At 44.7% G+C, this 20,986-nt stretch carries 15 protein-coding genes; 5 read left to right on the top strand and 10 right to left on the bottom strand.

Translation table 11 applies throughout. The features are described 5' to 3' along the window. Window positions 1-5 precede the first annotated feature (5 nt). Window positions 6-875 carry a DUF2989 domain-containing protein gene (locus JKP82_RS08965; protein WP_232370638.1) on the top strand — a complete coding sequence of 290 codons (870 nt, stop codon included), beginning with the start codon at window positions 6-8 and terminating at the stop codon, window positions 873-875. 180 nt (window positions 876-1,055) lie between these two features. On the opposite strand, the gene msrB is transcribed toward JKP82_RS08965, so the two are convergent. The 5 genes from msrB to malQ form a co-directional block, all read right to left on the bottom strand. Beyond that, the gene (msrB, locus tag JKP82_RS08960; RefSeq protein ID WP_218396725.1) at window positions 1,056-1,454 is read right to left on the bottom strand and encodes a peptide-methionine (R)-S-oxide reductase MsrB; all 399 of its coding nucleotides are present in this window, start codon (window positions 1,452-1,454) and stop codon (window positions 1,056-1,058) included. Window positions 1,455-1,540: 86 nt separating this feature from the next. Continuing rightward, entirely contained in the window at window positions 1,541-3,094 is a 1,554-nt protein-coding gene (gene gnd / locus JKP82_RS08955; protein ID WP_159531593.1) for an NADP-dependent phosphogluconate dehydrogenase, read from the bottom strand. A gap of 112 nt (window positions 3,095-3,206) precedes the next feature. Continuing rightward, the gene (gene glgX, locus JKP82_RS08950) at window positions 3,207-5,294 is read right to left on the bottom strand and encodes a glycogen debranching protein GlgX (RefSeq protein WP_218396723.1); all 2,088 of its coding nucleotides are present in this window, start codon (window positions 5,292-5,294) and stop codon (window positions 3,207-3,209) included. 8 nt (window positions 5,295-5,302) lie between these two features. Further along, complete coding sequence (gene glgB, locus JKP82_RS08945; RefSeq protein WP_218396721.1) at window positions 5,303-7,504, bottom strand: 1,4-alpha-glucan branching protein GlgB; 2,202 nt, start codon at window positions 7,502-7,504, stop codon at window positions 5,303-5,305. 114 nt (window positions 7,505-7,618) lie between these two features. Continuing rightward, a complete protein-coding gene (gene malQ, locus JKP82_RS08940; RefSeq protein WP_218396719.1) occupies window positions 7,619-9,814 on the bottom strand; it encodes a 4-alpha-glucanotransferase in 2,196 nt (731 codons plus the stop codon). A gap of 240 nt (window positions 9,815-10,054) precedes the next feature. On the opposite strand from malQ, the gene gap reads away from it, so the two are divergent. Together gap and JKP82_RS08930 are read left to right on the top strand one after the other, a co-directional pair. Continuing rightward, a complete protein-coding gene (gene gap / locus JKP82_RS08935) occupies window positions 10,055-11,050 on the top strand; it encodes a type I glyceraldehyde-3-phosphate dehydrogenase (RefSeq protein ID WP_159531601.1) in 996 nt (331 codons plus the stop codon). Window positions 11,051-11,241: 191 nt separating this feature from the next. Continuing rightward, window positions 11,242-12,090: a D-hexose-6-phosphate mutarotase gene (locus tag JKP82_RS08930; RefSeq protein WP_218396717.1), complete on the top strand. Its 849-nt coding sequence runs from the start codon at window positions 11,242-11,244 to the stop codon at window positions 12,088-12,090. 213 nt (window positions 12,091-12,303) lie between these two features. Here the strand turns inward: JKP82_RS08930 and JKP82_RS08925 are convergent, their stop codons facing one another. The 5 genes from JKP82_RS08925 to zwf are packed head-to-tail and all read right to left on the bottom strand — an operon-like array spanning window position 12,304 to window position 17,934. Then, window positions 12,304-12,951 (bottom strand): bifunctional 4-hydroxy-2-oxoglutarate aldolase/2-dehydro-3-deoxy-phosphogluconate aldolase, encoded by a 648-nt coding sequence (locus tag JKP82_RS08925; protein WP_129739037.1) that lies wholly within the window; start codon window positions 12,949-12,951, stop codon window positions 12,304-12,306. A 3-nt stretch (window positions 12,952-12,954) separates the two neighbouring features. Next, window positions 12,955-13,908, bottom strand: a complete 954-nt coding sequence (locus JKP82_RS08920) for a glucokinase (protein WP_218396715.1) — start codon at window positions 13,906-13,908, stop codon at window positions 12,955-12,957. After that, window positions 13,905-15,734, bottom strand: coding sequence for a phosphogluconate dehydratase (gene edd, locus JKP82_RS08915; RefSeq protein ID WP_159531607.1), 1,830 nt, complete (start codon window positions 15,732-15,734; stop codon window positions 13,905-13,907). The genes JKP82_RS08920 and edd overlap by 4 nt, the downstream gene beginning before the upstream one ends. 9 nt (window positions 15,735-15,743) lie before the next feature. Continuing rightward, the gene (gene pgl, locus JKP82_RS08910) at window positions 15,744-16,436 is read right to left on the bottom strand and encodes a 6-phosphogluconolactonase (RefSeq protein ID WP_159531609.1); all 693 of its coding nucleotides are present in this window, start codon (window positions 16,434-16,436) and stop codon (window positions 15,744-15,746) included. 1 nt (window position 16,437) lies between these two features. Further along, the gene (gene zwf / locus JKP82_RS08905) at window positions 16,438-17,934 is read right to left on the bottom strand and encodes a glucose-6-phosphate dehydrogenase (protein WP_159531611.1); all 1,497 of its coding nucleotides are present in this window, start codon (window positions 17,932-17,934) and stop codon (window positions 16,438-16,440) included. 297 nt (window positions 17,935-18,231) lie between these two features. Between zwf and JKP82_RS08900 the strand changes: the two genes are divergently transcribed. Both JKP82_RS08900 and pyk read left to right on the top strand, forming a co-directional pair. Beyond that, complete coding sequence (locus tag JKP82_RS08900) at window positions 18,232-19,083, top strand: MurR/RpiR family transcriptional regulator (protein ID WP_126873424.1); 852 nt, start codon at window positions 18,232-18,234, stop codon at window positions 19,081-19,083. Between the two features lie 411 nt (window positions 19,084-19,494). After that, window positions 19,495-20,931, top strand: coding sequence for a pyruvate kinase (gene pyk, locus JKP82_RS08895; protein WP_159531613.1), 1,437 nt, complete (start codon window positions 19,495-19,497; stop codon window positions 20,929-20,931). The last annotated feature ends 55 nt before the right edge of the window (window positions 20,932-20,986 follow it).

Below are 20,986 nucleotides of genomic sequence, written 5' to 3'. Positions count from 1 at the left end.
ATTTCATGAAATCACAAAACCGGCCTGTTCGAGGCACTTTATTTAGTAATTTTCCAACAGGTTATAAAAATGTTATCGCTACGCTTTCTATGACCGTTATGTTGTCTGGGTGTAGCGATTGGTTCGAACCCACTATTAGTGAAATTTGCAAAACCAACAGTGAGATGTGTTTAGATTTAAGCCTAGATGCTCGGTGTCGCCACGAACGTGCCGATATCATAAGGTTAAGATACAACCACCAAGCAGATACCTCAGAAGCGTTCAAATACCCATTACTATTAGCGTTTGAAGATTACTTGGTCTGTGTGGAAGAAGTTCAGCATATTGAACACGTGAAACGTAAAGGCAAAGAAGCCACCCGCCTTAAGGGTGTGATTACAGCGCAACGTGAATTAAACCGTTTAGCGCGTGAGACTAAGCGCTCTCTCGACCCTTACCTTTCTTACTACCATTGGTCTCGCCATAACGATAAAGAAGCATTTCACCGGTTTGAACGCTATGCTGCTAGTAACAGAGTAAAAGATCCTGAGTTGCTAATTTCTTTGGCCTCGGCGCAAATTAAAACCGATCCTCAGCGCACTATTGATACCTTGTATAAAGCGCTAAGCCTATACACGGATGCTGATGACATAGACAGTGCACTTTATCTGTCGTTGGTGTCGTTAGGTATGGATAAAGAAAACTACAGAATGGCTTATGTATGGCTAGGTGTAAGCGAATACTTCGACGAAAAAATTCCCTCAGCTAGGCGGGAATCAATCGGCCAAAAGTTTAATCTACCGGTTGATATTTTAGACAGCGTAGTACGTGATATTGTCTCTGCCCTTGATAATAGCCAATTCGATGCGAACGCGCTTAAGCTAAATAGACTGTAATAATGAAAATGAATTACATTTTTTAGGTATTAAATAAGTGCTAAAAAAATAAAAAATCCGCCGAATATAGGCGGATTTTTTTATTTTTTACGTTAAGGCAGTCACAACTGTATGTTTTTTGTTCGACTGTTTACCTTGTGAAAGACACTCTACTCAAAGTAATAACTACAGCGCTCGAGCCTAGCCTTTTACCACAACATCACCGTTACCTTTGAACGTTAATGAAATTGAATTAACGCAATAGCGCTGGCCGCTGGGTTCAGGTCCATCTGGAAACACGTGACCGAGATGGGAATCACATTGTTTGCAAAATATTTCCACACGGTGCATACCGTGCGTATTGTCATCTCGGTAACCAACATTGTCGTTTTCAAGTTGTGCAAAGAAAGAGGGCCAGCCACAACCAGCATCAAACTTAGTTTGTGATGAAAACAAATCCGCTCCACAGCACTTACAAACATAAGTTCCCTCTCGGGCTTCATCTAACAACGCCCCGGTAAAAGGTCGCTCTGTCCCGGCATTGCGGCACACTCGGTATTCTTCTTCAGACAGCGTTTCTTGCCATTTTTGCTCAGACATCGTTTCTCCTAAAATTCATCCCTTAAAAAGAAAAAAGGTGCGCCTAAAGAACCTGGCACACCTTTCAATTTAGTACAGGAACCGTATTAGCGTTTTATAGAAGTTTGCGGGCGTTGGGGATCACTCCATTCTAAGTGATACTTTTTACCCGCAGGCTTATCTACACGCTGGTAAGTATGGGCACCGAAAAAGTCTCGTTGGCCTTGTAGCAAGTTAGCCGGTAATACTGCGGTGCGATATGAATCATAGTAGCTTAATGATGACATCATAGCGGGACACGGCACACCAGCAATAGTCGCTTGCGCAATTGACTGACGCCAATCAGATTGGAATTGAGAAATTTGGTTTGCAAAGAAGGGGTCCATCAGCAAGTTCGACAACTCTTCGTTGTTTTCATAAGCCTTAGAAATAGACTGTAAGAATACGGCTCGGATAATACAGCCTGCGCGCCAAATTTTTGCTATTTCACCAAACTCTAATTGCCAACCGTGCTCTTTAGCAGCAATAGCCATTAGCTGGAAGCCTTGCGCATAAGCACAAATTTTAGAGCAGTATAAGGCTTGCTCTAATTTATTGATGATGTCTTCTTTTTGCTCATCAGAATGAACCACAGGTTCGGGGCCTGAAAGCACTTTACTTGCTGCCACACGCTCATCTTTCAAGCTAGAAATGCTGCGCGCAAATACGGCGGACGTAATGGTTTGCGCTGGGCTACCGACTTGTAATGCACTCACCGCAGTCCAAAGGCCAGTTCCTTTTTGCCCTGCTCTATCTAAAATCACGTCAACAAGAGGCTGCTTGGTGTCTGGGTCAAGTTGGTCGAGCACTTCGGCGCTGATTTCCATTAAGTAGCTGTTTAGCTTACCTTCATTCCAACGTTTAAATACCGCTGCAATGTCAGAAGGCGACATTTGCAATGCTTCACGCATCACGTGATAGGTTTCACAAATTAGCTGCATATCAGCGTATTCAATACCATTGTGCACCATTTTTACGTAATGGCCTGCGCCAACAGGGCCAATATAGGTAGCACATGGCTCACCTTCTAAAATAGGCTTTCCTGGCACGAAACTCTCCAGAGGTTTACCTGTTTCAGGATCTACCTTAGCGGCAATTGCTTTAAGTACAGGCTCAATACGGGTCCATGCATAAGGGTTGCCCGATGGCATTAACGATGGCCCGAAGCGTGCCCCTACTTCACCACCCGACACGGCGGTAGAAAAGAAAATAAACTTGCCTTTGTATTGCTCTTCGCGTGCAACTGAGTCCGTCCATAAGCTATTACCGGTATCAACGACGATATCGTCGGCATGAATACCCGCATCAATAAGATGATTACATACATGGTCGACAGGGTCGCCGGCAGGAACAGAAAGAATAATAAGATGAGGGGCTTTTAGTTTGCTAAGTAATTCGGTGTAAGAGCTACAACCTTCAACACGAGGTTCAGCGTTGGCATCACGCTCACTGGCGTCTTTTGCAAGAATAGCATCGACCTTTTGCTGATCTAAATCGAAACATGCTACTCGATAACCGTGGTCTACCAAGTTCATTGTAAGGTTATTACCCATTACGCCTAAACCGATAAAACCAATATCACACGCTGTTGTGGCGTGCTTATTTCCACCTTCATTTTGCATAGAAAAACCCTCACATTCAGATGGGAGAGCATAATACCACCTGTAACAATAAAGAACAGCATACCGTGCCGATATCCGTTCGGTATGCTATTTTTTTCGTCAGAGGTAAAGCTTACGAGGTAAATTCGTTAAAACTAAACAAGGTAAGGGACTTACCCGCTTGTAAAAATACCTTTTGAATACAAATTTTAGGTTGCTCGCTTAATGAAGCGTAACGAGTATCTAAATGCAAAGTCCACCCCCCGTTCGGTGATAAACTTGGTAAATTGAACCTCACGTCGTTGTCACTGGCATTGACACACAAAAACCAATGTTCTGGGGTTTGCTCACCCACCGCACACCCTCTAATTTCTACACCAAAGGCTTTATTGTGTGCCACGTTCCAATCTTCAGAGGCTTTATCGGTGCCGTCAGGTTTGAACCAATTAATTTGGCTGACATTTTTCGATAAGGAGTAAGGGTCGTCCTCTAGTTTTATCTCGCTTAACAAGGTTGAGCCTTGTTTAAGGCGAATAACATACTGACAAAAACTAAGAAAATCCTGTTGACGCTTGTTCATTTCCCATTGCGTCCAACTGATTGGATTATCTTGGCAATAGGCGTTGTTATTCCCGTTTTGAGTGCGACTTAGTTCGTCGCCTCCTAAAATATGCGGCGTGCCTTGAGAGAAAATAAGCGTGGCAAATAAATTGCGCTTTTGCCGTTCACGCAAGGCCAATATGTTTTTATCCTGAGTTTCACCTTCAGCGCCGTAATTAGCCGATAAGTTATGCCCGTGACCATCACGATTTTCTTCTAGGTTAGCTAGGTTATGGCGATCGGCATAACTCACTAAATCATGCAGGGTAAAACCATCGTGGTAAGTGATGTTATTCACCGATGTGGAAATATGACGATAGCCTTTGTGAAATAAGTCGCGAGACCCCATAAAGCGAGTAGCGAAATCGGCCGCTAAACCTTCGTCACCGCGCCAAAACGCCCGCGCCGTGTCTCGGTACTTATCGTTCACTTCTAGCCAAGGCGTGGGGAAGTTACCCACTTGATACCCACCAAGCCCGATGTCCCAGGGTTCGGCCAGCAAAACCGTTTGCTTTAATACCGGATCTTGTCCGATGGCGCGAATTAGCCCAGCATATTTATTGTACGCTTGAGGCTCGCGCCCTAGGGTTACCGCTAAGTCAAAACGAAAGCCATCTACGCCGATAGTGGTCGCCCAAAAACGCATGGCGTCTAAGATGAGCGTCATCATGTAAGGATGAGACGTGTGTACTGTATTACCGCAGCCAGAGTGATTCGAATAAACCAACTCTCCCCGCTTAGTTTGTTCTAACAGATACGCTTGATAAGGGCAGAAACCTTTATATGACAAAATAGGGCCGCCTTTACCGCCCTCTGCCGTGTGGTTGTATACCACATCTATAATCACCTCAAGCCCCGCTTTATGGTATTCATCAACCATATGCTTAATTTCAGACAACGCATCTTTGCTGGCATAGCGAGGTTCAGGCGCGAAAAAGTTAACAGGGTTATAACCCCAGTAGTTAGTTAATCCTTTTTCCGTAATGTAAGGCTCTGGCATAAATGAGCACATTGGCATGAACTGAACCGTGGTAATGCCTAGCGCTTTTAGGTGGGCAATAACCGCGGGGTGGCTCGCACCAAGGTACTTACCTCTGTGTTCTTTTGGCACATCGGGGTGTAACTTTGTTAACCCTTTCACGTGCGCTTCATAAACAATACGTTTATGTTTTGGAATATCGACCTTGCGGATTGCGCTTTGAGGGTAATCGGCATCTGCCACCACTACACACTTAGGCACCATAAATTGCGAGTCAAATTTATATTGCCTTGCATCCCAATGAATGGGTCTGCTTAGTTTTTTCGCATAAGGGTCGATAAGTAGTTTATCGGTGGGCACGCCGTGAAGCTGCCCTTCGCCGCGTTCTACTCTATAGCCATATAAATGGCCTGCTTTTACATTGGGAAAGAAACCATGCCAGACATCGCCGCTTTTTTCAGGCAGCAATATTTCGTCCATAGGCTCTTCGGTATCGTTGTGAAAGAGGCATAACGCCACCGCTTTCGCATCTGGCGCATAAACGGCGAAGTTACAGCCATCATCATAGGGCGTAGCACCTAATGGAAACGCTTCACCCAATAAAACATGGCTTGCCTTTGTGACGTTCTGTTTCGCGTCCAACGTAATTCCTATTTCGTGATGTAAAATACAGTAGATAAAGGGGGTAAATTAATACTAATCGAGTGATCTCGGTTATTCCATGCTACCGGCGTAGGCGTGACATGGCTGTCCACCGGATAATCGCTGCCCCAAAATACCTGACTATCAGTATTTAGTGCAAGCGACAGCTCACCCGCCCCATCAACACCTACGCGGTAATGTTCTCTGGGGATAGGCGTAAAGTTACAAATGACATATACCTTTTGCTTACCATCTAAAGACGTGCGAACAAAAGACACCACGCTTTGGTCGGCATTTTCATGGTCAATCCATGCAAAACCGGTGTGAGTATGATCTTGTTCGTACATCGCAGGGGTATGGGTATAAAACTGATTTAAGGCTTTATACAAACTTTGAATACCCTTGTGCTTTTTATGCTCCAAAAGGTGCCAATTGAGGCTTGTGTCATGGTTCCATTCTTTGCTTTGAGCAAATTCATTGCCCATGAAGCTTAATTTCTTACCTGGGTGACCGAACATAAAGCCAGTATAACAACGTAAATTAGCGGCCTGCTGCCATTCATCACCAGGCATTTTGTGTAATAAGCTGCCTTTACCGTGTACTACTTCATCGTGAGATATTGGCAAAACAAAGTTTTCATCAAAAGCGTAAACCATACTGAAGGTAATTTCGCCGTGATGATAATTACGGTAAGCAGGGTCTTTTGCGATATAGGTTAAAGAATCGTGCATCCACCCCATATTCCACTTAAAACCAAAACCTAACCCACCTTCAAACACTGGCCGTGATACTTTCGGAAAAGACGTGGATTCTTCGGCGATTGTCATTACGTCAGGATAGTGCTTATACACTTCTTCATTCATCCAACGCAGCAAGCTGATGGCTTCGTAATTCTCGTTTCCACCGTCAATATTCGGTATCCACTCGCCTTCATTGCGGGAGTAATCGAGATAAAGCATAGAAGCAACCGCATCGACTCGTAATCCATCCACATGAAACTTGTCTAACCAGAATAATGCATTGGCAACCAGAAACTGGCGAACGGTTTGTTTGCCAAAATCATAGATGCACGAATTCCAATCTGGATGCCAGCCTCGTCTTGGATCTTCATATTCATAAACATGGCTTCCATCGAAGCGCGCAAGACCATGGCCGTCTTCTGGGAAGTGTGCGGGTACCCAATCAATAATTACCCCTAAACCTGCTTGGTGGCACTTATCGACAAAGTATTTAAATGCATCAGGGTTACCAAAACGGCTCGTTGGCGCAAACATGCCCACTGGCTGATATCCCCACGACCCATCAAACGGAAATTCTGAAACTGGTAATAGCTCAAGGTGGGTATAGCCCATCTCCTTTGCGTAAGGAATTAGGTCGTCGGCCAATTCTTCGTAAGTTAAATAACGCTGCCCACTGTCTGCATCAGGACGCTTCCACGAGCCTAAGTGCACTTCGTAAATACTCATAGCATTCGCGTATTTATTTTGTTTACGGGATGCAAGCCACGCATCGTCGTGCCACTGGTACTTATCGTGGTTAAATATTTTTGACGCATGAGAAGGATACTGCTCAGCGCTAAAACCTAAAGGGTCTGCTTTATGCGGTAACTCATGCCCGTGGGCATCTTTTACTTGGTATTTGTAACGTTCGCCTTCGCCCAAGTCAGGGACAACTAACACCCAGTACCCCAATGAGGTTTTTTCCATTGGATGTAAGCGCCCGTCCCATTGATTAAAGTCACCAATTAATGAAACTGACGAAGCGTTTGGCGCGTAAACGCAAAAACGGGTGGCAGCCAGTGCCTCCCCCTCTTCAGGCGTAACGGTAATGAGTTGAGCACCGGCTTGATGATACAAATTCTCTGGTTTGCTGTCTATATAGTGCACAGCGTGGTAAGCATTATCAGCGAATTGATACGGGTCGCAATAGGTATAGCTACCAGCTTTATTGGTGATAGTCACCGAATAAATCTGTGTGCATTGTGCTTTTGTGATTTCGCCTTCAAATAAACCAGCTTCAATGAGCGGTTTTAGCATAACCTTTTGTAATGCGGTATCTGGCCAACTTATTTCGATAGATGAAGCGTCTGGACGCCATACTCGAATCTTAGTTTTACTTCCTATTTCAATTGGCCCAAGAACGGAAAACGGCTGAGAACATGTTGCATGTTCTAATTGCTGCGCTATCTGTTTTATCCGCGTTACCTGCATCTGCTACTCCTATTAAAAACCCGCAAGAAAACGCGGGTTTACTGCCCTTATATTAGGCAAAGGCGTGCATAATTGCACGCCAACATGTTCACGTTAGAAAATGAAAATTATAATTTAAGCACTGGCTTGTTTGCGTGCTTGCGTTAATTGTGCTGCCAACTCTGTTATATCATGAGTCTCGAAAATAGCCTCAACATTCCTGGTCAGCTTTCTACGCCAGTTAGGGTACTCATTAAACGTACCTGGAATATTCACGGGCTTGTCCATTTGTAACCAATCTTCTAACTGCAAACTTAGCAACGCACTAGAACCGCCAGCCATGTGCACTTGCATACCTTGGCTAAGTTCTGCTGTCATGCCTGTAGAGTTCACATCTCTACCTACATTATCCGCTACCGAGAGATGTCCATGTAGTGAGTCCAATATAGACTGCTTATTCGCGTGACGGTCAGTATAAAGGGTTTGCAGAATTTCATCTGTAGGATAAAGGCCAATGTCTTTACCTAGCGCCAAGTCTAAACAATGCCAGTAACCTATAAGCGTAGGCATGTCGTGTGTAGTAAGCGTAGACATAGACTGCACGGGGTAATGGCTTGGCGAGAAGAAACCGCCGTCCTCTGCTTGTTCAAAGAAAAATACACGGTATGAATACACACCATTGTCTGCCAACTTGCTACGAATTTCTTCTGGTACAGTACCTAAATCTTCGCCTATGACGAGGCTTTGGTTACGATGGCTTTCAAGGGCTAAGATGCCCAACAAATCATCAACAGGGTAATACACGTACCCCCCCTCTTTCGCGTCATCACCTTTGACAACCCACCACAATCGTAGCAATGCCATTACGTGATCAATACGGAGGGATCCCGACGACGCCATATTGGCTGCAAATAAGTCAATGATTGGCTGGTAAGCCTGTTCGTAGAGCTTACGAGGATCCATAGGAGGAAGCCCCCAGTTCTGCCCCAAAGGCCCTAAGATATCAGGTGGAGCACCCACGCTGGCATCGGTGCAGTACAAATCTTTGTTACCCCAAATTTCTGCGCTACCTTCACTCACCCCAACCGCAAGGTCTCGATATAAACCAATTGTCATACCGCAGTCAGAGGCTTTGCTACTTGCCGCTTCTAACTGTTGCGCCGCTACCCATTGTAAGAACAAATAGAACTTTACTTCGCTGGCATTGGCTTTTTTGAATTTCGCAACAGCAGGGTTATGGTAGTCTTTGTATTCTTCAGGAAATACAGGCCATCCCCAACAGTCTTTTCCTTTCGCTTTTAAATGAGATTGAAGCGCATCGTATACCGCCAGCATGTCTAAGCTTTCGCCACCTTGTGCAATAAACGCCTTGAATGCTTTATTTTGCTTGGTATTTTTTCTGAGGTGGCGAGCATCGTAGACATCAAATACCGCTTTTAACGCCGCCAATTTAATATGTGCGACAGCTTCATAATCTACATGCTCAGTTGCACGAGCATGACTCAGCGTTTTTTGAAAATCTTCAGCATTCACCACGGCTTGAACACTGTCATCATCAAAACCTTCAACAGCAGAAGCATCAATATACAAGTAATTTAGCCAACGACGAGAGCTCGGCCCATAAGGAGAACACGCGTCAGGATTTGCTGGATAAAGTGCATGAATAGGGTTAAGGCCGATAAAATCAGCTCCTACCCCTGCGGCTTTTTCAATTAGTGTTGCAAGATCGGAGAAATCACCTATCCCCCAGTTCTTTTCACTACGTACACAATAAAGCTGCACACTTAATCCCCAAATCTTTTTACCGGCCGCTATAGGCTCAGGGGTGTAGCAGGCTTTAGGCGCAACAATGATGCGAGACTCGGCAAACTGATCGTCGTCAGCACTTAACGCCATAGTGTGATAACCAAGCGGTAAGGTAAGTGGCAACGACACCATGTATTCATGGAACTCCACCTCATCGATGTGTGCCATCGTCGTCATTTCTTGGTCTACCGGTGTAAACGTATGTTTTTCAATTTCTCCGTTTTCACACTGAACTGTAATGACATGTTCATCGTTTACAAGTTCTATAGGTAGGCGCACAACGACAACAATAGCTTCATCGTTACGAACCACTTGAACAGGGTTCAGAGGAGATAACCACACTGAGCTAATGTCGTCTATAATTTGCGACTGAATCTTTTCTTCACTGGCGGTGTCATAACCCAGCACGTTAAGTAATTTGGCTTTACTTGACTCTGCGATGGTTGCTGGTTTGCCCCATGCGTCGACATATTGAGTCTCTATTCCACGCATTTCAACCAGTTGTTGCAGAAGATCTTGTGTCATCGTAACTTGTTCCTGTATTCCTGTGAGAGGCACGCTTAATTTGCACAAAGCAAATTTGCTTATACGTACAAAATATTAACATTATTCTAGAAACAGTCGCGCTATGAAAACTGAATACGATTGCATAAGCTGTTGTTCGTAACTTTCCAACAGTTTAGCGTTTTTGTTTTGCCAATTATGGCATTTTGATCCATACTTTACGTAATTTATTTTCATATTCAAAAATAATCGAGGTACGTCATGACAATTCGCATCGGTATTAACGGTTTTGGTCGCATTGGTCGCTTAGTAATGCGCGCGGCTGCTGCCCGTGAAGACATCGAAGTAGTTGCTATTAACGACTTATTAGATACAGATTACATTGCCTACTTGTTAAAATACGATTCAACGCACGGTTTATTCGACGGTGAAGTTAAAGTAGACAACAACGCCTTAGTTGTAAACGGCAAAACCATTCGCATCACCTCTGAAAGAGATCCTTCAGACCTTAAATGGAATGAAGTAGATGTAGACGTGGTAGTTGAATCGACTGGTTTGTTCCTTACTAAAGAAACTGCTGCTAAGCACATCGAGGCAGGTGCTAAGAAAGTGGTTATGTCTGCACCTTCTAAAGACGACACGCCTATGTTCGTTATGGGTGTTAACGATGAAAGCTACGCGGGTGAAACTATTGTCTCAAACGCATCGTGCACCACTAACTGTCTAGCGCCTCTAGCAAAAGTACTTAACGATAAGTTCGGTATTGTAGATGGCCTAATGACCACAGTACACGCGACTACAGCTACACAGAAAACCGTTGACGGTCCTTCTATGAAAGACTGGCGTGGCGGTCGTGGTGCTGGCCAAAACATCATTCCTTCGTCTACTGGTGCTGCTAAAGCAGTAGGTAAAGTTATTCCTGCGCTTAACGGAAAACTAACAGGTATGGCTTTCCGCGTACCTACACCAAACGTTTCAGTGGTTGACCTTACTGTTAACCTAGCCACACCAACTAGCTACGACGCTATTTGTGCGGCAATGAAAGAAGCGTCTGAAGGCGAGCTTAAAGGTATCATGAGCTATACTGAAGACGCGGTAGTATCAAATGACTTTATCGGCAACGCCAATACGTCAATTTTTGATGCAACAGCAGGTATTGCACTTACTGACACATTCGTAAAAGTTATCTCTTGGTACGACAACGAATGGGGCTATTCAAACAAAGTTCTAGACTTGGTTGCTCACATTTCTAAGTAATCACGTTTATCAATAACGGCAACACTATTGGTCAGTTATTGAAGACATTGTTAATAGACTGAAAAAAGGTGCGAATAATATTCGCACCTTTTTTGTTTTCATTGCACAATGAGCCATTATTAAATGGTAATGCGGGACCTTGTGGAAATCTCGACAACGGTACAATCAACACGTTGCTTCATGGAGGATTTATGTCAACAGAATCATTGCAAGTAAGCGAATCAAACGGATTGACGTTTTTAGAGGTAGATAACCACCTCGCTTCAGCAAAAATCAGTTTATTTGGTGGACATGTTTTATCTTTTATTCCCAAAAAAGATGAACAAGAACGCTTATGGGTGAGCCCCCATGCCTACCTTAACGGTGAACGCCCCATTCGTGGCGGAATACCTGTCTGCTGGCCATGGTTTAGTGATGACCATGGTAAAGCGAAAGGTGAGCTACCTTCCCATGGTTTTTTGCGCACACAAGTGTGGCAATTAACATCATCTAGTGAAGATGAAACTGGCACGCATATTACGCTTACCCCTTCCTTCACAAGAGCAGAAGGGTTTGAACATGACTGTGCGGTTACCCTATCAATTACGATAGGTGATACCCTCACCGTGTCGTTAATAACGGAAAACACAGGCGTAGTGCCATTTACCTACAACTGTGCGTTACACAGTTACTTCCATGTTGATCATATTCAAGCGGTTCGCCTTTTAGGCTTAACCGGCGACTATAAAGATAAACTGGATGACTGGACGATAAAACCCACACCTGAGAACTATACCTTTACGGCAGAGACTGACCGTATTCATATGAGTGCGGTAGAGAAAGCGTCTATTGTGGTAAACGATACACCATTTACCGATGTAGGTTCAAAAGGCCACGACTCATTGGTGGTTTGGAACCCATGGCAGGGCGCTGCGTCAATTTCTGATATGGATCCGTTTGGCTACAAACATATGCTTTGTGTAGAGTCGTCTATCACGCAGGGCAAGACACTACAGCCAAGTGAGTCTCACGCCATGGTGCAAACGATAACGCCTGTATAATGCTTTAGCGCGCCGTCTAACGGCATACTGCGTGCTTATTGGTAAATACAAATGTATACAAGTATGAACTCGCCAGCACAAGTGCTTCCCACTAATGCCGCATTTAGCCCGATTTATTCGTCATAACAGGTAAATCGTCTTTAATAAAAAAGCCCCGATAATAAGTGACATCATACCAGTCATTATTATCGGGGCTTTTATAAAGCATTTTTATTAGCTGATGTTGGCACCCGCAACGGCTTCTTTGGCAAGTTGCGTAATACGATCCCAATCACCAGACTCAATGGCATCGTCTGGCGCTAACCACGAGCCACCAACACAAACAACATTCTTAAGGGCAAGGTAATCATTGTAGTTACCTGGGCCAATGCCACCTGTTGGGCAGAACGTAAACTCGGGGAATGGGCCACTGATCGCTTTTATCGCTTTCACTCCACCAGACGCTTCAGCTGGGAAGAATTTCATATGGGTGTAACCCGCGTCTTTCCCTTTCATTAGTTCAGACGTTGATGAAATACCTGGGATAAGTGGAATTTCTGCTTCCATACCCGCTTTTAGCAAATCAGCTGTCATGCCAGGGCTAATTGCAAATTTAGCACCCGCTTCAATAACCGCTTTAAGCTGCTGTGCATTTGTTACTGTTCCAGCACCGATAAGCGAATCAGGCACTTCGTCAGCAATACGTTTAATTACGTCAATGGCAGCTGGCGTACGAAGGGTTACTTCCAATACTTTAATACCGCCGGCCATTAGCGCTTTTGCTAGCGGAACTGCTTTTTCCACATCGTTGATAACCAATACAGGTACAACAGGGCCAGCAGCAAAGATATCAGCTGGCGAATATTTCCATTTACTTGTCATAAATCAGCTCGCAGTATGTTGTTGAAGATAAGCAGCTGCACCTAATAAGCCGTGATCAGGCTCTGCTATCAAATAAGTAGGAATATCTTTCACATAGTGCTTCATTTGCCCTTTCGCTTCGAAACGAGCTCTAAAGTCACTATTTTGAATGAATTCAGGGAAACGGTTAGCTATACCACCGCCGATAAAAACGCCACCTGTTGTGGCCATATTTAACGCCAAATTACCGGCAAAGCTGCCCATAATTCTGCAGAACTGCGTTAACGTGGCAGCAGCAATATCACAGGTACCTGCTAATGCGGCTTCGGTAATTTGAGCAGGTTCAGCGAATGTAGCCTCTTTACCTGCATCTTGTGCTAGTGCGGTATAGATATTATGTAATCCCCTGCCTGACATTACTTCTTCGGCAGAAGCGCGGCCAAAACTCTTTTGCAGGTGACGCCACACCACAACATCGGTTTCATCAACGGGAGAGAAGTCAACATGACCACCCTCGCCGTCTAGGGTTTGCCACCCAGAAGAGGTCATAGTGATATGCTCTACACCCAAGCCAGTACCCGGGCCAAATACCGCAATATTGCCACCGGCTTTCGCCGTGCCATCACCAATTTGGACAACCTGTGACTCATTCAATACCGGTAATGAATGTGCTACTGCGGTAAAGTCGTTGATCACAAACAGTGAGTCTAATTTTAACTGTGAGCGTAGCGCATTTTGCGAAAACGCCCAGCTATGGTTAGTCATCACCACTTGGTCGCCCAAGACTGGGCAGGCAATACCAATGCACCCTTCGGTGAATTGGTATTCAGGCATATCGGTAAAATACTGTGAAATTGCCAAGTCGATACTGGCAAAATCATTACACATATATTTCTTTATATCGGCTACGCCTGTTTCGGTAACCCGAGCAACGCGAATGTTAGTGCCCCCTACATCGGCCACAAACTTCTGGCTCATAGCGCCTGCTCCTGGTTGTAGAACAACGAGCATGCACCTTCTTCAGCACCTGTTAGGATGGCACGCATACCGCCGAACATTTCACGGCCCATACCAATATGGTGATGGCCAATATCAGCAGGTGTCGCTTCACGAGCTTCTAGCGTGGCTTCATCAACATGCAGGGTTAGTGCGCCCGTTTCAGTATTCAACTCAATCAAGTCTCCTGCTTGTACTTTAGCAAGCAAACCGCCTTTATAGGCTTCTGGAGTAACATGAATTGCAGCAGGGACTTTACCTGATGCACCAGACATACGACCGTCAGTTACCAAGGCTACTTTGAAACCTTTGTCTTGTAACACGCCAAGAGGTGGTGTTAAGCGGTGCAGTTCTGGCATACCAATAGCCGAAGGCCCTTGGAAACGAACGACTACAATGCAGTCTTTGTCTAAGTCGCCCGCTTTAAATGCTGCGTCTAAGTCAAACTGATCTTCAAACACAACTGCTGGCGCCTTGATAGTGCAATGTGGGGTGCGAAGCGCTGATGTTTTAATGACACCGCGACCAAGGTTACCCTCTAGTACACTTAATCCACCATCTGGTTTAAACGGCGTTTCTACCGTGGCAAGTACTTCTTTGTCTAAAGACTCAGTAGGACCATCACGCCATTCAAGCTCACCGTCTTTCAACATTGGCTCTTTGGTGTAGAAGTCTAGCCCTTCACCACAAATTGTATTAACGTCGTTATGTAACAACCCGGCATCTAGCAGTTGCTTAATAAGCAATGACATACCGCCAGCAGCAACAAAGTGGTTAATGTCAGCAGAGCCATTAGGGTAAATACGAGTAAGCAATGGCACAGCATTAGAAATGTCTGAGAAATCATCCCAGTTAATGATGTAACCCGCTGAACGTGCAACGGCGATTAAGTGCATGGTGTGGTTCGTTGAACCACCGGTTGCTAGCAAGCCTACTAAACCGTTAACAATGGCTTTTGCGTCAACGATATTTCCGATTGGGCGGTATGTATCGCCTAAATCAGTAATACGTGTCGCTTGGATAGAAGCCGCTTTCGTTAGGGCATCACGAAGCTCTGTACCTGGGTTTACAAACGAAGAACCTGGTAAGTGGAGGCCCATCATCTCTACCACTAACTGGTTAGAGTTTGCCGTACCATAGAAAGTACATGTACCCGCAGAATGATAAGACTGAGATTCAGCTTCAAGTAGCGCATCACGCCCTACTTTACCTTCTGCGTATTCTTGGCGAACACGCGCTTTTTCTTTATTCGGTAAGCCAGAAGGCATAGGACCCGCGGGCACAAAGACCGTTGGCAAGTGACCAAAGCTTAACGCACCCATTAATAATCCAGGTACGATTTTATCGCAAATACCTAGCATAAGGGTTGAGTCGAACATATTGTGCGAAAGCGCAATAGCAGCCCCTTGGGCAATGTTGTCACGGCTCATTAAGCTCAAATCCATACCGGTTTGACCTTGAGTCACACCATCACACATAGCGGGAACACCGCCAGCAAACTGAGCCACGCTACCTACGCTTTTTACTGCATCGCGAATTATCGCTGGATAAGTTTCGTATGGCTGGTGCGCCGAAAGCATGTCGTTGTAAGCAGATACAATCGCCACGTTCGCTTTGGTCATCGAGCGCAGATCAGATTTTTCTTCTGTTCCACAGGCTGCAAAACCGTGCGCTAGGTTACCGCAAGAAAGCACACCACGGTGAGGGCCTTGGCGGCGCGCGTGTTCAATTTTTTCTAAGTAGGCCTTACGGCTGTCTTTGCTACGCTCTATAATACGCTGCGTAACTTCTGCAATTCTTGAATCCATCATTGTCTCCTATGGCGCCCACATCAAGGTTACCGGGGCTCTGTTTACCACGGCCGTGATGGGCTTTTGCGCTTCGGTAGCATTATCCAGTGCATCAAGCAGTACGTGCTTTTTCTTATCACCGGTTAAATGCAGAAAAATATGTCGACTATTTAGCAACGCCGGCAACGTAAGTGAAATACGTTGATGGGGTGCAGTTGTAGGTTGTACAGCAATACACGTGCGACCGCTGTTCATGCTCAAGCCATCGTTGACTTGCTCAGAACAAGGGAATAGCGACGCAGTATGACCGTCTTCACCCATGCCTAAAATAAGCGCATCAAAAGGCTGGGACATACTAGCAATCGCGGTTTCAGCAGCATTTACGCCTTCACTGGCATCGTCGACATCACTTTTTAATTCAACGAAATGTGCTGCACTTGCTTTATTTTGAATAAGGTTCGCTTTTACTAAGCTGGTATTACTGGCTTCATGGCCTTCTTCCACCCAACGTTCGTCGGCAAGGGTAATGTCTACCTTGTCCCACTCTATGTCGGTTTCGCTCAATTGCTTGAACAAAGCAAGCGGCGTTCTGCCACCGCTCACCACGAGTGATGCACGTCCGCGGGTTTTAATGCCCGTGTTAAGAATACTCACTAGGTCTTCAGCAAATGCTGAGGTAAGTGCATCGGGTGTTTCGAATGAAAGGGTTGTTAATGCCATATTATTTCTTCTTCCTTGCCGTTTTACTCTCGTACCAACTGCGATTGGCTCGAGCCAATAGGCCAATTGAATCTACCGGTCCCCACGTGCCCGCTTGATAAGGCTCTGGTGGTTCATTAGACGATTTCCATGCTTCTAGAATTGAATCAACCCATGTCCAGGCTTGTTCTATTTCATCGCGGCGAACAAACAGCGCCTGATTACCTAACATCACTTCAAGAAGTAGCTTTTCGTAAGCATCAGGGATGCGATCGTCGGCAAAGGCTTCAGAGAAGCTCAAGTTCAATTTAGATTTTTGTAAATCCATAGAACCAGAACTGGTTAAGCCAGGCACTTTGTTCATTACCGTAATTTCAACGCCTTCATCTGGCTGAAGACGAATAACCAATTTATTCGGCGGTAAGTTCTTGAAGCTATCGCCAAACAGGTTGTGAGGCTGACGCTTGAAGTAAATAACGACTTCACTGACTTTCGACGGCATACGCTTACCGGTGCGAAGGTAGAAAGGAACCCCTGCCCAGCGCCAGTTGTCTATTTCAGCCTTAATCGCAATAAAGGTTTCCGTTCTACTTTGGGTGTTTGCACCCTCTTCTTCCAAGTAGCCTGGTACTTCTTCACCTTTGACGAAACCTGCGGTGTACTGACCACGAACCGTGCTTTCGCTAATATTGCTTGAGTTGATCGGACGTAATGCTTTAAGTACTTTAAGCTTTTCATCACGAATGCTATCTGCATCAAGCGTGGTAGGCGGTTCCATGGCCACTAGGCTTAAAATTTGAAGTAAGTGGTTTTGCACCATATCGCGCATTTGACCAGCATCATCAAAATATCCCCAACGCCCTTCAATACCGACCGATTCTGCTACTGATATCTGGACATGATCAATACAGTTATGATCCCAATTAGTCGCGAAAATAGAGTTAGCGAAACGAAGTGCAACGAGGTTAAGTACCGTTTCTTTACCTAAGTAATGGTCGATACGGTAAATTTGTTTCTCGTCGAAGTATTCGGCAACTTGTTCGTTGATTACCTTTGAAGATTCAAGGTCGTGACCAATCGGCTTTTCAAGCACCACACGCACACTTGAATCAATAATTTTGCAGCCGTGCAAACCACGACAGATATCGCCATAGATAGAAGGTGGTGTTGCTAAGTAACACACCATAGTACGAGTCGGATCAACATGGTCTTCTAAAACGCAGTAGCTAGCGATATCTTTCATATCGACACACGCATAATGAAGACGCGCTTTCATACGCTCCCACGTTTCTTCACAAAGCGCTTTATCACCAAACTTCACTAAGTTGGCATGCACTTCGGCGATATAGTCTTCTAACTCCATTGCATGGCGGGCTACACCTACAATCGTAGTGTCTGGGTGGATGAGCTCTGCTTTCTCAAGCTGATATAATGACGGCAGTAATTTGCGTCGTGAAAGATCACCCAATGTGCCAAATAGCACGAAATCACAGGGTTCGTAGGAATTTTCCAATACCATTTTCGTCGACCTTTTAAATGTATGTGTGAAACTAACGTGAGGTAGACGTACCTTCTAACGCCATCCACGTGTTATTAGCATATAGTTAACACTAAATGTAGTAAAATTACAACTTTTGAGAGCTATTGAATCTCATTTCTGTATATTAAAGGGTTACTCCCCTATCTTGACCCCTTTTGTTACCTGTCAGCGATAAAAAATGTCAAAAAATTACATTTTTCTTGTCACTTCCGTCACATTGGGTACTATGAGTCGGGTAACCTACATCAATTTTCCCTTACTAATTGCTATTTCTGTATGAATATTTTAGAAAAAATTACACAAAATAAAGCGTCATTCAGCAAATCAGAACGAAAAGTGGCTGATGTGATCCTTGCGAATCCGCAGACAGCTATTCACTCGAGTATAGCAACCTTGGCTAAAATGTCGGATGTAAGTGAGCCGACTGTTAATCGCTTTTGTCGACGGTTAGATACCAAAGGCTTCCCAGACTTTAAACTTCACTTAGCACAAAGTCTCGCAAATGGAACGCCGTACGTAAACCGTCATGTTGATGAAAACGATGGGCCAGAGGATTATACCAACAAAATCTTCGAATCGACCATGGCTTCTCTTGAAGTTGCGCGACAGTCTGTAGACGTGCAAGTGGTTAATCGCGTTGTAGATTTGTTAACCCAAGCACAGAAAATTTCGTTTTTCGGACTTGGCGCATCTGCCTCTGTGGCACACGATGCACTAAACAAATTTTTCCGCTTCAACGTGCCTGTTGTCTACTTTGAGGATATTTTGATGCAGCGTATGAGTTGCATGAACTGTTCTACGGGTGATGTTGTGGTGCTTATCTCACATACCGGCCGTACAAAAAGCTTGGTAGAAATTGCACAGATTGCCCGCATGAACGATGCAACAGTAGTAGGTATAACATCAGCCGACAGCCCATTGTCACATGAGTGTACGTACGTTTTGTCGCTTGAAGTACCAGAAGACACCGATATGTATATGCCTATGGCGTCTCGAATTGCACAACTTACGCTTATTGACGTGCTGGCCACCGGGTTCACACTACGCCGCGGAAACAAATTCAGAGAGAATTTAAAGCGGGTGAAAGACACCTTACGCGGTTCACGCTACGAAAAGCGCAACGAATAGATACTTCTTGTTATTGCATTCGAGTTAGCGCCTGCACATTCTGCGCAGCCTAACTCGGATGGCTACATTTGTCGTGATTTGTTAAACGACTAGCGCCCTACCCTATACGGTAATTAACCACATTTTCTCACCATACCTGCTACCCTAGTTAAGTGAAACAAGCTTAACTATTGATTATTTAAAATACAGAAAAGGCAGTGAATGGCATTAGTACTCTTTATTGAGGTGAATGACGTAACTGGTCGGCTCAGTTCTCATTTCTTCATCTTTCATTCACATTTATGTCAGATTCATCTACTATTCTGTAATAAAATTACGTAAAGCGATTACAGGTCAACCTTTGTACAATATGCATAGGCTAGCCATATATCTATTTGTGCTTCATCACTTAAAAATTGCGACGGACTCCTAATGACCAGAAGAACGAAAATTCTTGCTACGCTTGGCCCTGCCACTGATTCACTCGAAAAAATTCAAGAACTGATTGCCGCCGGTGCAAACACGGTTCGCATGAACTTTTCACACGGACAAGCAGAAGATCATATCGAGCGTGCGAAGCGCGTAAGAGAAGCAGCTAAAAACTTAGGTAAGTACGTTGCCATTTTAGGCGATTTGCAAGGGCCAAAAATTCGTGTTGCACGTTTTGCTGAAGGCGCGGTTCAGTTGTCTATTGGCGATAGTTTCACTCTTGATGCTGAATTAGATCGCGATGCCGGTGATGCTAAGCAAGTTGGTATCGACTATAAAGCACTACCTGATGATGTAAGTGCTGGCGACATTTTGTTACTCGATGATGGTCGTATTCAACTTAAAGTAACCGGCGTAGAAGGCCGCAAAGTGTTAACAGAAGTGACTGTTGGCGGTAAATTATCAAACAATAAAGGCATCAACCGTCAAGGCGGTGGTTTGTCTGCTGAAGCCCTTACAGAAAAAGATAAGAAAGATATTATTACTGCTGCTGAGATTGGTGTTGATTACCTTGCGGTTTCATTCCCTCGCAGTGGTGAAGATCTTAATTACGCAAGAAAGCTGGCCGAAGAAGCGGGTTGTTTTGCGAAAATCTGCGCCAAAGTTGAGCGTGCAGAAACCGTAGCCACTGATGAAGCCATTACTGACATTATCAGTGCGTCAGATGCTGTAATGGTTGCGCGTGGTGATTTAGGTGTAGAGATTGGTGATGCCGAGCTAGTGGGCGTTCAGAAGAAGCTTATTGCCCGTTCACGCCAACTTAATAAAATCGTTATTACTGCAACGCAAATGATGGAATCGATGATTGATAGCCCTATGCCTACGCGCGCAGAGGTTATGGACGTTGCTAACGCAGTACTAGATGGTACTGACGCGGTTATGCTTTCAGCTGAAACAGCGGCGGGTAGCTTTCCAATTGAAACTGTACAAGCAATGGCGCGGGTTTGTGAAGGTGCTGAGACGCACCCTAGCGTTAAAATTTCTAAGCATCGTATGGATGAGCTTTTCTCATCTACCAGCGAATCAATTGCTTTATCAGCAGTATACGCAGCAAACCACTTACCTAGCGTAAAAGCTATCGTAGGATTAACCGAAAGCGGCAATACGCCTAAGTTAATGTCGCGTATTACTACTTCTTTGCCTATTATCGCGATGTCTCGTCATGAAGGCACATTAAATACTATGGCATTGTTCCGAGGTGTTAAGCCGGTTTATTTCGATTCATCGAAAAGCGAGCCTGGTCAGTTGAAATATGACGTAGTTGCAGCACTAAAAGCCAAAGGTTTAGTGCAAAGCGGCGACAACATCATTTTAACTTATGGTGATGAAATGGAAAAAATTGGTGCAACCAATACGCTTAAGATTGTTGAAGTAGAATAAGCGTTATTCCTACTTAGCACTTTTTAAAAGGCAGCCAGGGGCTGCCTTTTTTATG

The sequence above is a fragment of the Alteromonas lipotrueae genome, from assembly GCF_019249215.1.
In the GTDB taxonomy this organism is placed as follows: Bacteria; Pseudomonadota; Gammaproteobacteria; order Enterobacterales; family Alteromonadaceae; genus Alteromonas; species Alteromonas lipotrueae.
The sequence above is the reverse complement of the archived record's forward strand: the minus strand, read 5'-3'. Positions and strand labels throughout refer to the sequence as shown.

What these genes read in the sequence shown, in the direction of transcription:
- JKP82_RS08965 (WP_232370638.1), top strand. Translation starts at nt 6, where the DNA reads ATGAAATCACAAAACCGGCCTGTTCGAGGCACTTTATTTAGTAATTTT.
- msrB (WP_218396725.1), bottom strand. Translation starts at nt 1,454, where the DNA reads ATGTCTGAGCAAAAATGGCAAGAAACGCTGTCTGAAGAAGAATACCGA.
- gnd (WP_159531593.1), bottom strand. Translation starts at nt 3,094, where the DNA reads ATGCAAAATGAAGGTGGAAATAAGCACGCCACAACAGCGTGTGATATT.
- glgB (WP_218396721.1), bottom strand. Translation starts at nt 7,504, where the DNA reads ATGCAGGTAACGCGGATAAAACAGATAGCGCAGCAATTAGAACATGCA.
- malQ (WP_218396719.1), bottom strand. Translation starts at nt 9,814, where the DNA reads ATGACACAAGATCTTCTGCAACAACTGGTTGAAATGCGTGGAATAGAG.
- gap (WP_159531601.1), top strand. Translation starts at nt 10,055, where the DNA reads ATGACAATTCGCATCGGTATTAACGGTTTTGGTCGCATTGGTCGCTTA.
- JKP82_RS08930 (WP_218396717.1), top strand. Translation starts at nt 11,242, where the DNA reads ATGTCAACAGAATCATTGCAAGTAAGCGAATCAAACGGATTGACGTTT.
- JKP82_RS08925 (WP_129739037.1), bottom strand. Translation starts at nt 12,951, where the DNA reads ATGACAAGTAAATGGAAATATTCGCCAGCTGATATCTTTGCTGCTGGC.
- JKP82_RS08920 (WP_218396715.1), bottom strand. Translation starts at nt 13,908, where the DNA reads ATGAGCCAGAAGTTTGTGGCCGATGTAGGGGGCACTAACATTCGCGTT.
- edd (WP_159531607.1), bottom strand. Translation starts at nt 15,734, where the DNA reads ATGGATTCAAGAATTGCAGAAGTTACGCAGCGTATTATAGAGCGTAGC.
- pgl (WP_159531609.1), bottom strand. Translation starts at nt 16,436, where the DNA reads ATGGCATTAACAACCCTTTCATTCGAAACACCCGATGCACTTACCTCA.
- zwf (WP_159531611.1), bottom strand. Translation starts at nt 17,934, where the DNA reads ATGGTATTGGAAAATTCCTACGAACCCTGTGATTTCGTGCTATTTGGC.
- JKP82_RS08900 (WP_126873424.1), top strand. Translation starts at nt 18,232, where the DNA reads ATGAATATTTTAGAAAAAATTACACAAAATAAAGCGTCATTCAGCAAA.
- pyk (WP_159531613.1), top strand. Translation starts at nt 19,495, where the DNA reads ATGACCAGAAGAACGAAAATTCTTGCTACGCTTGGCCCTGCCACTGAT.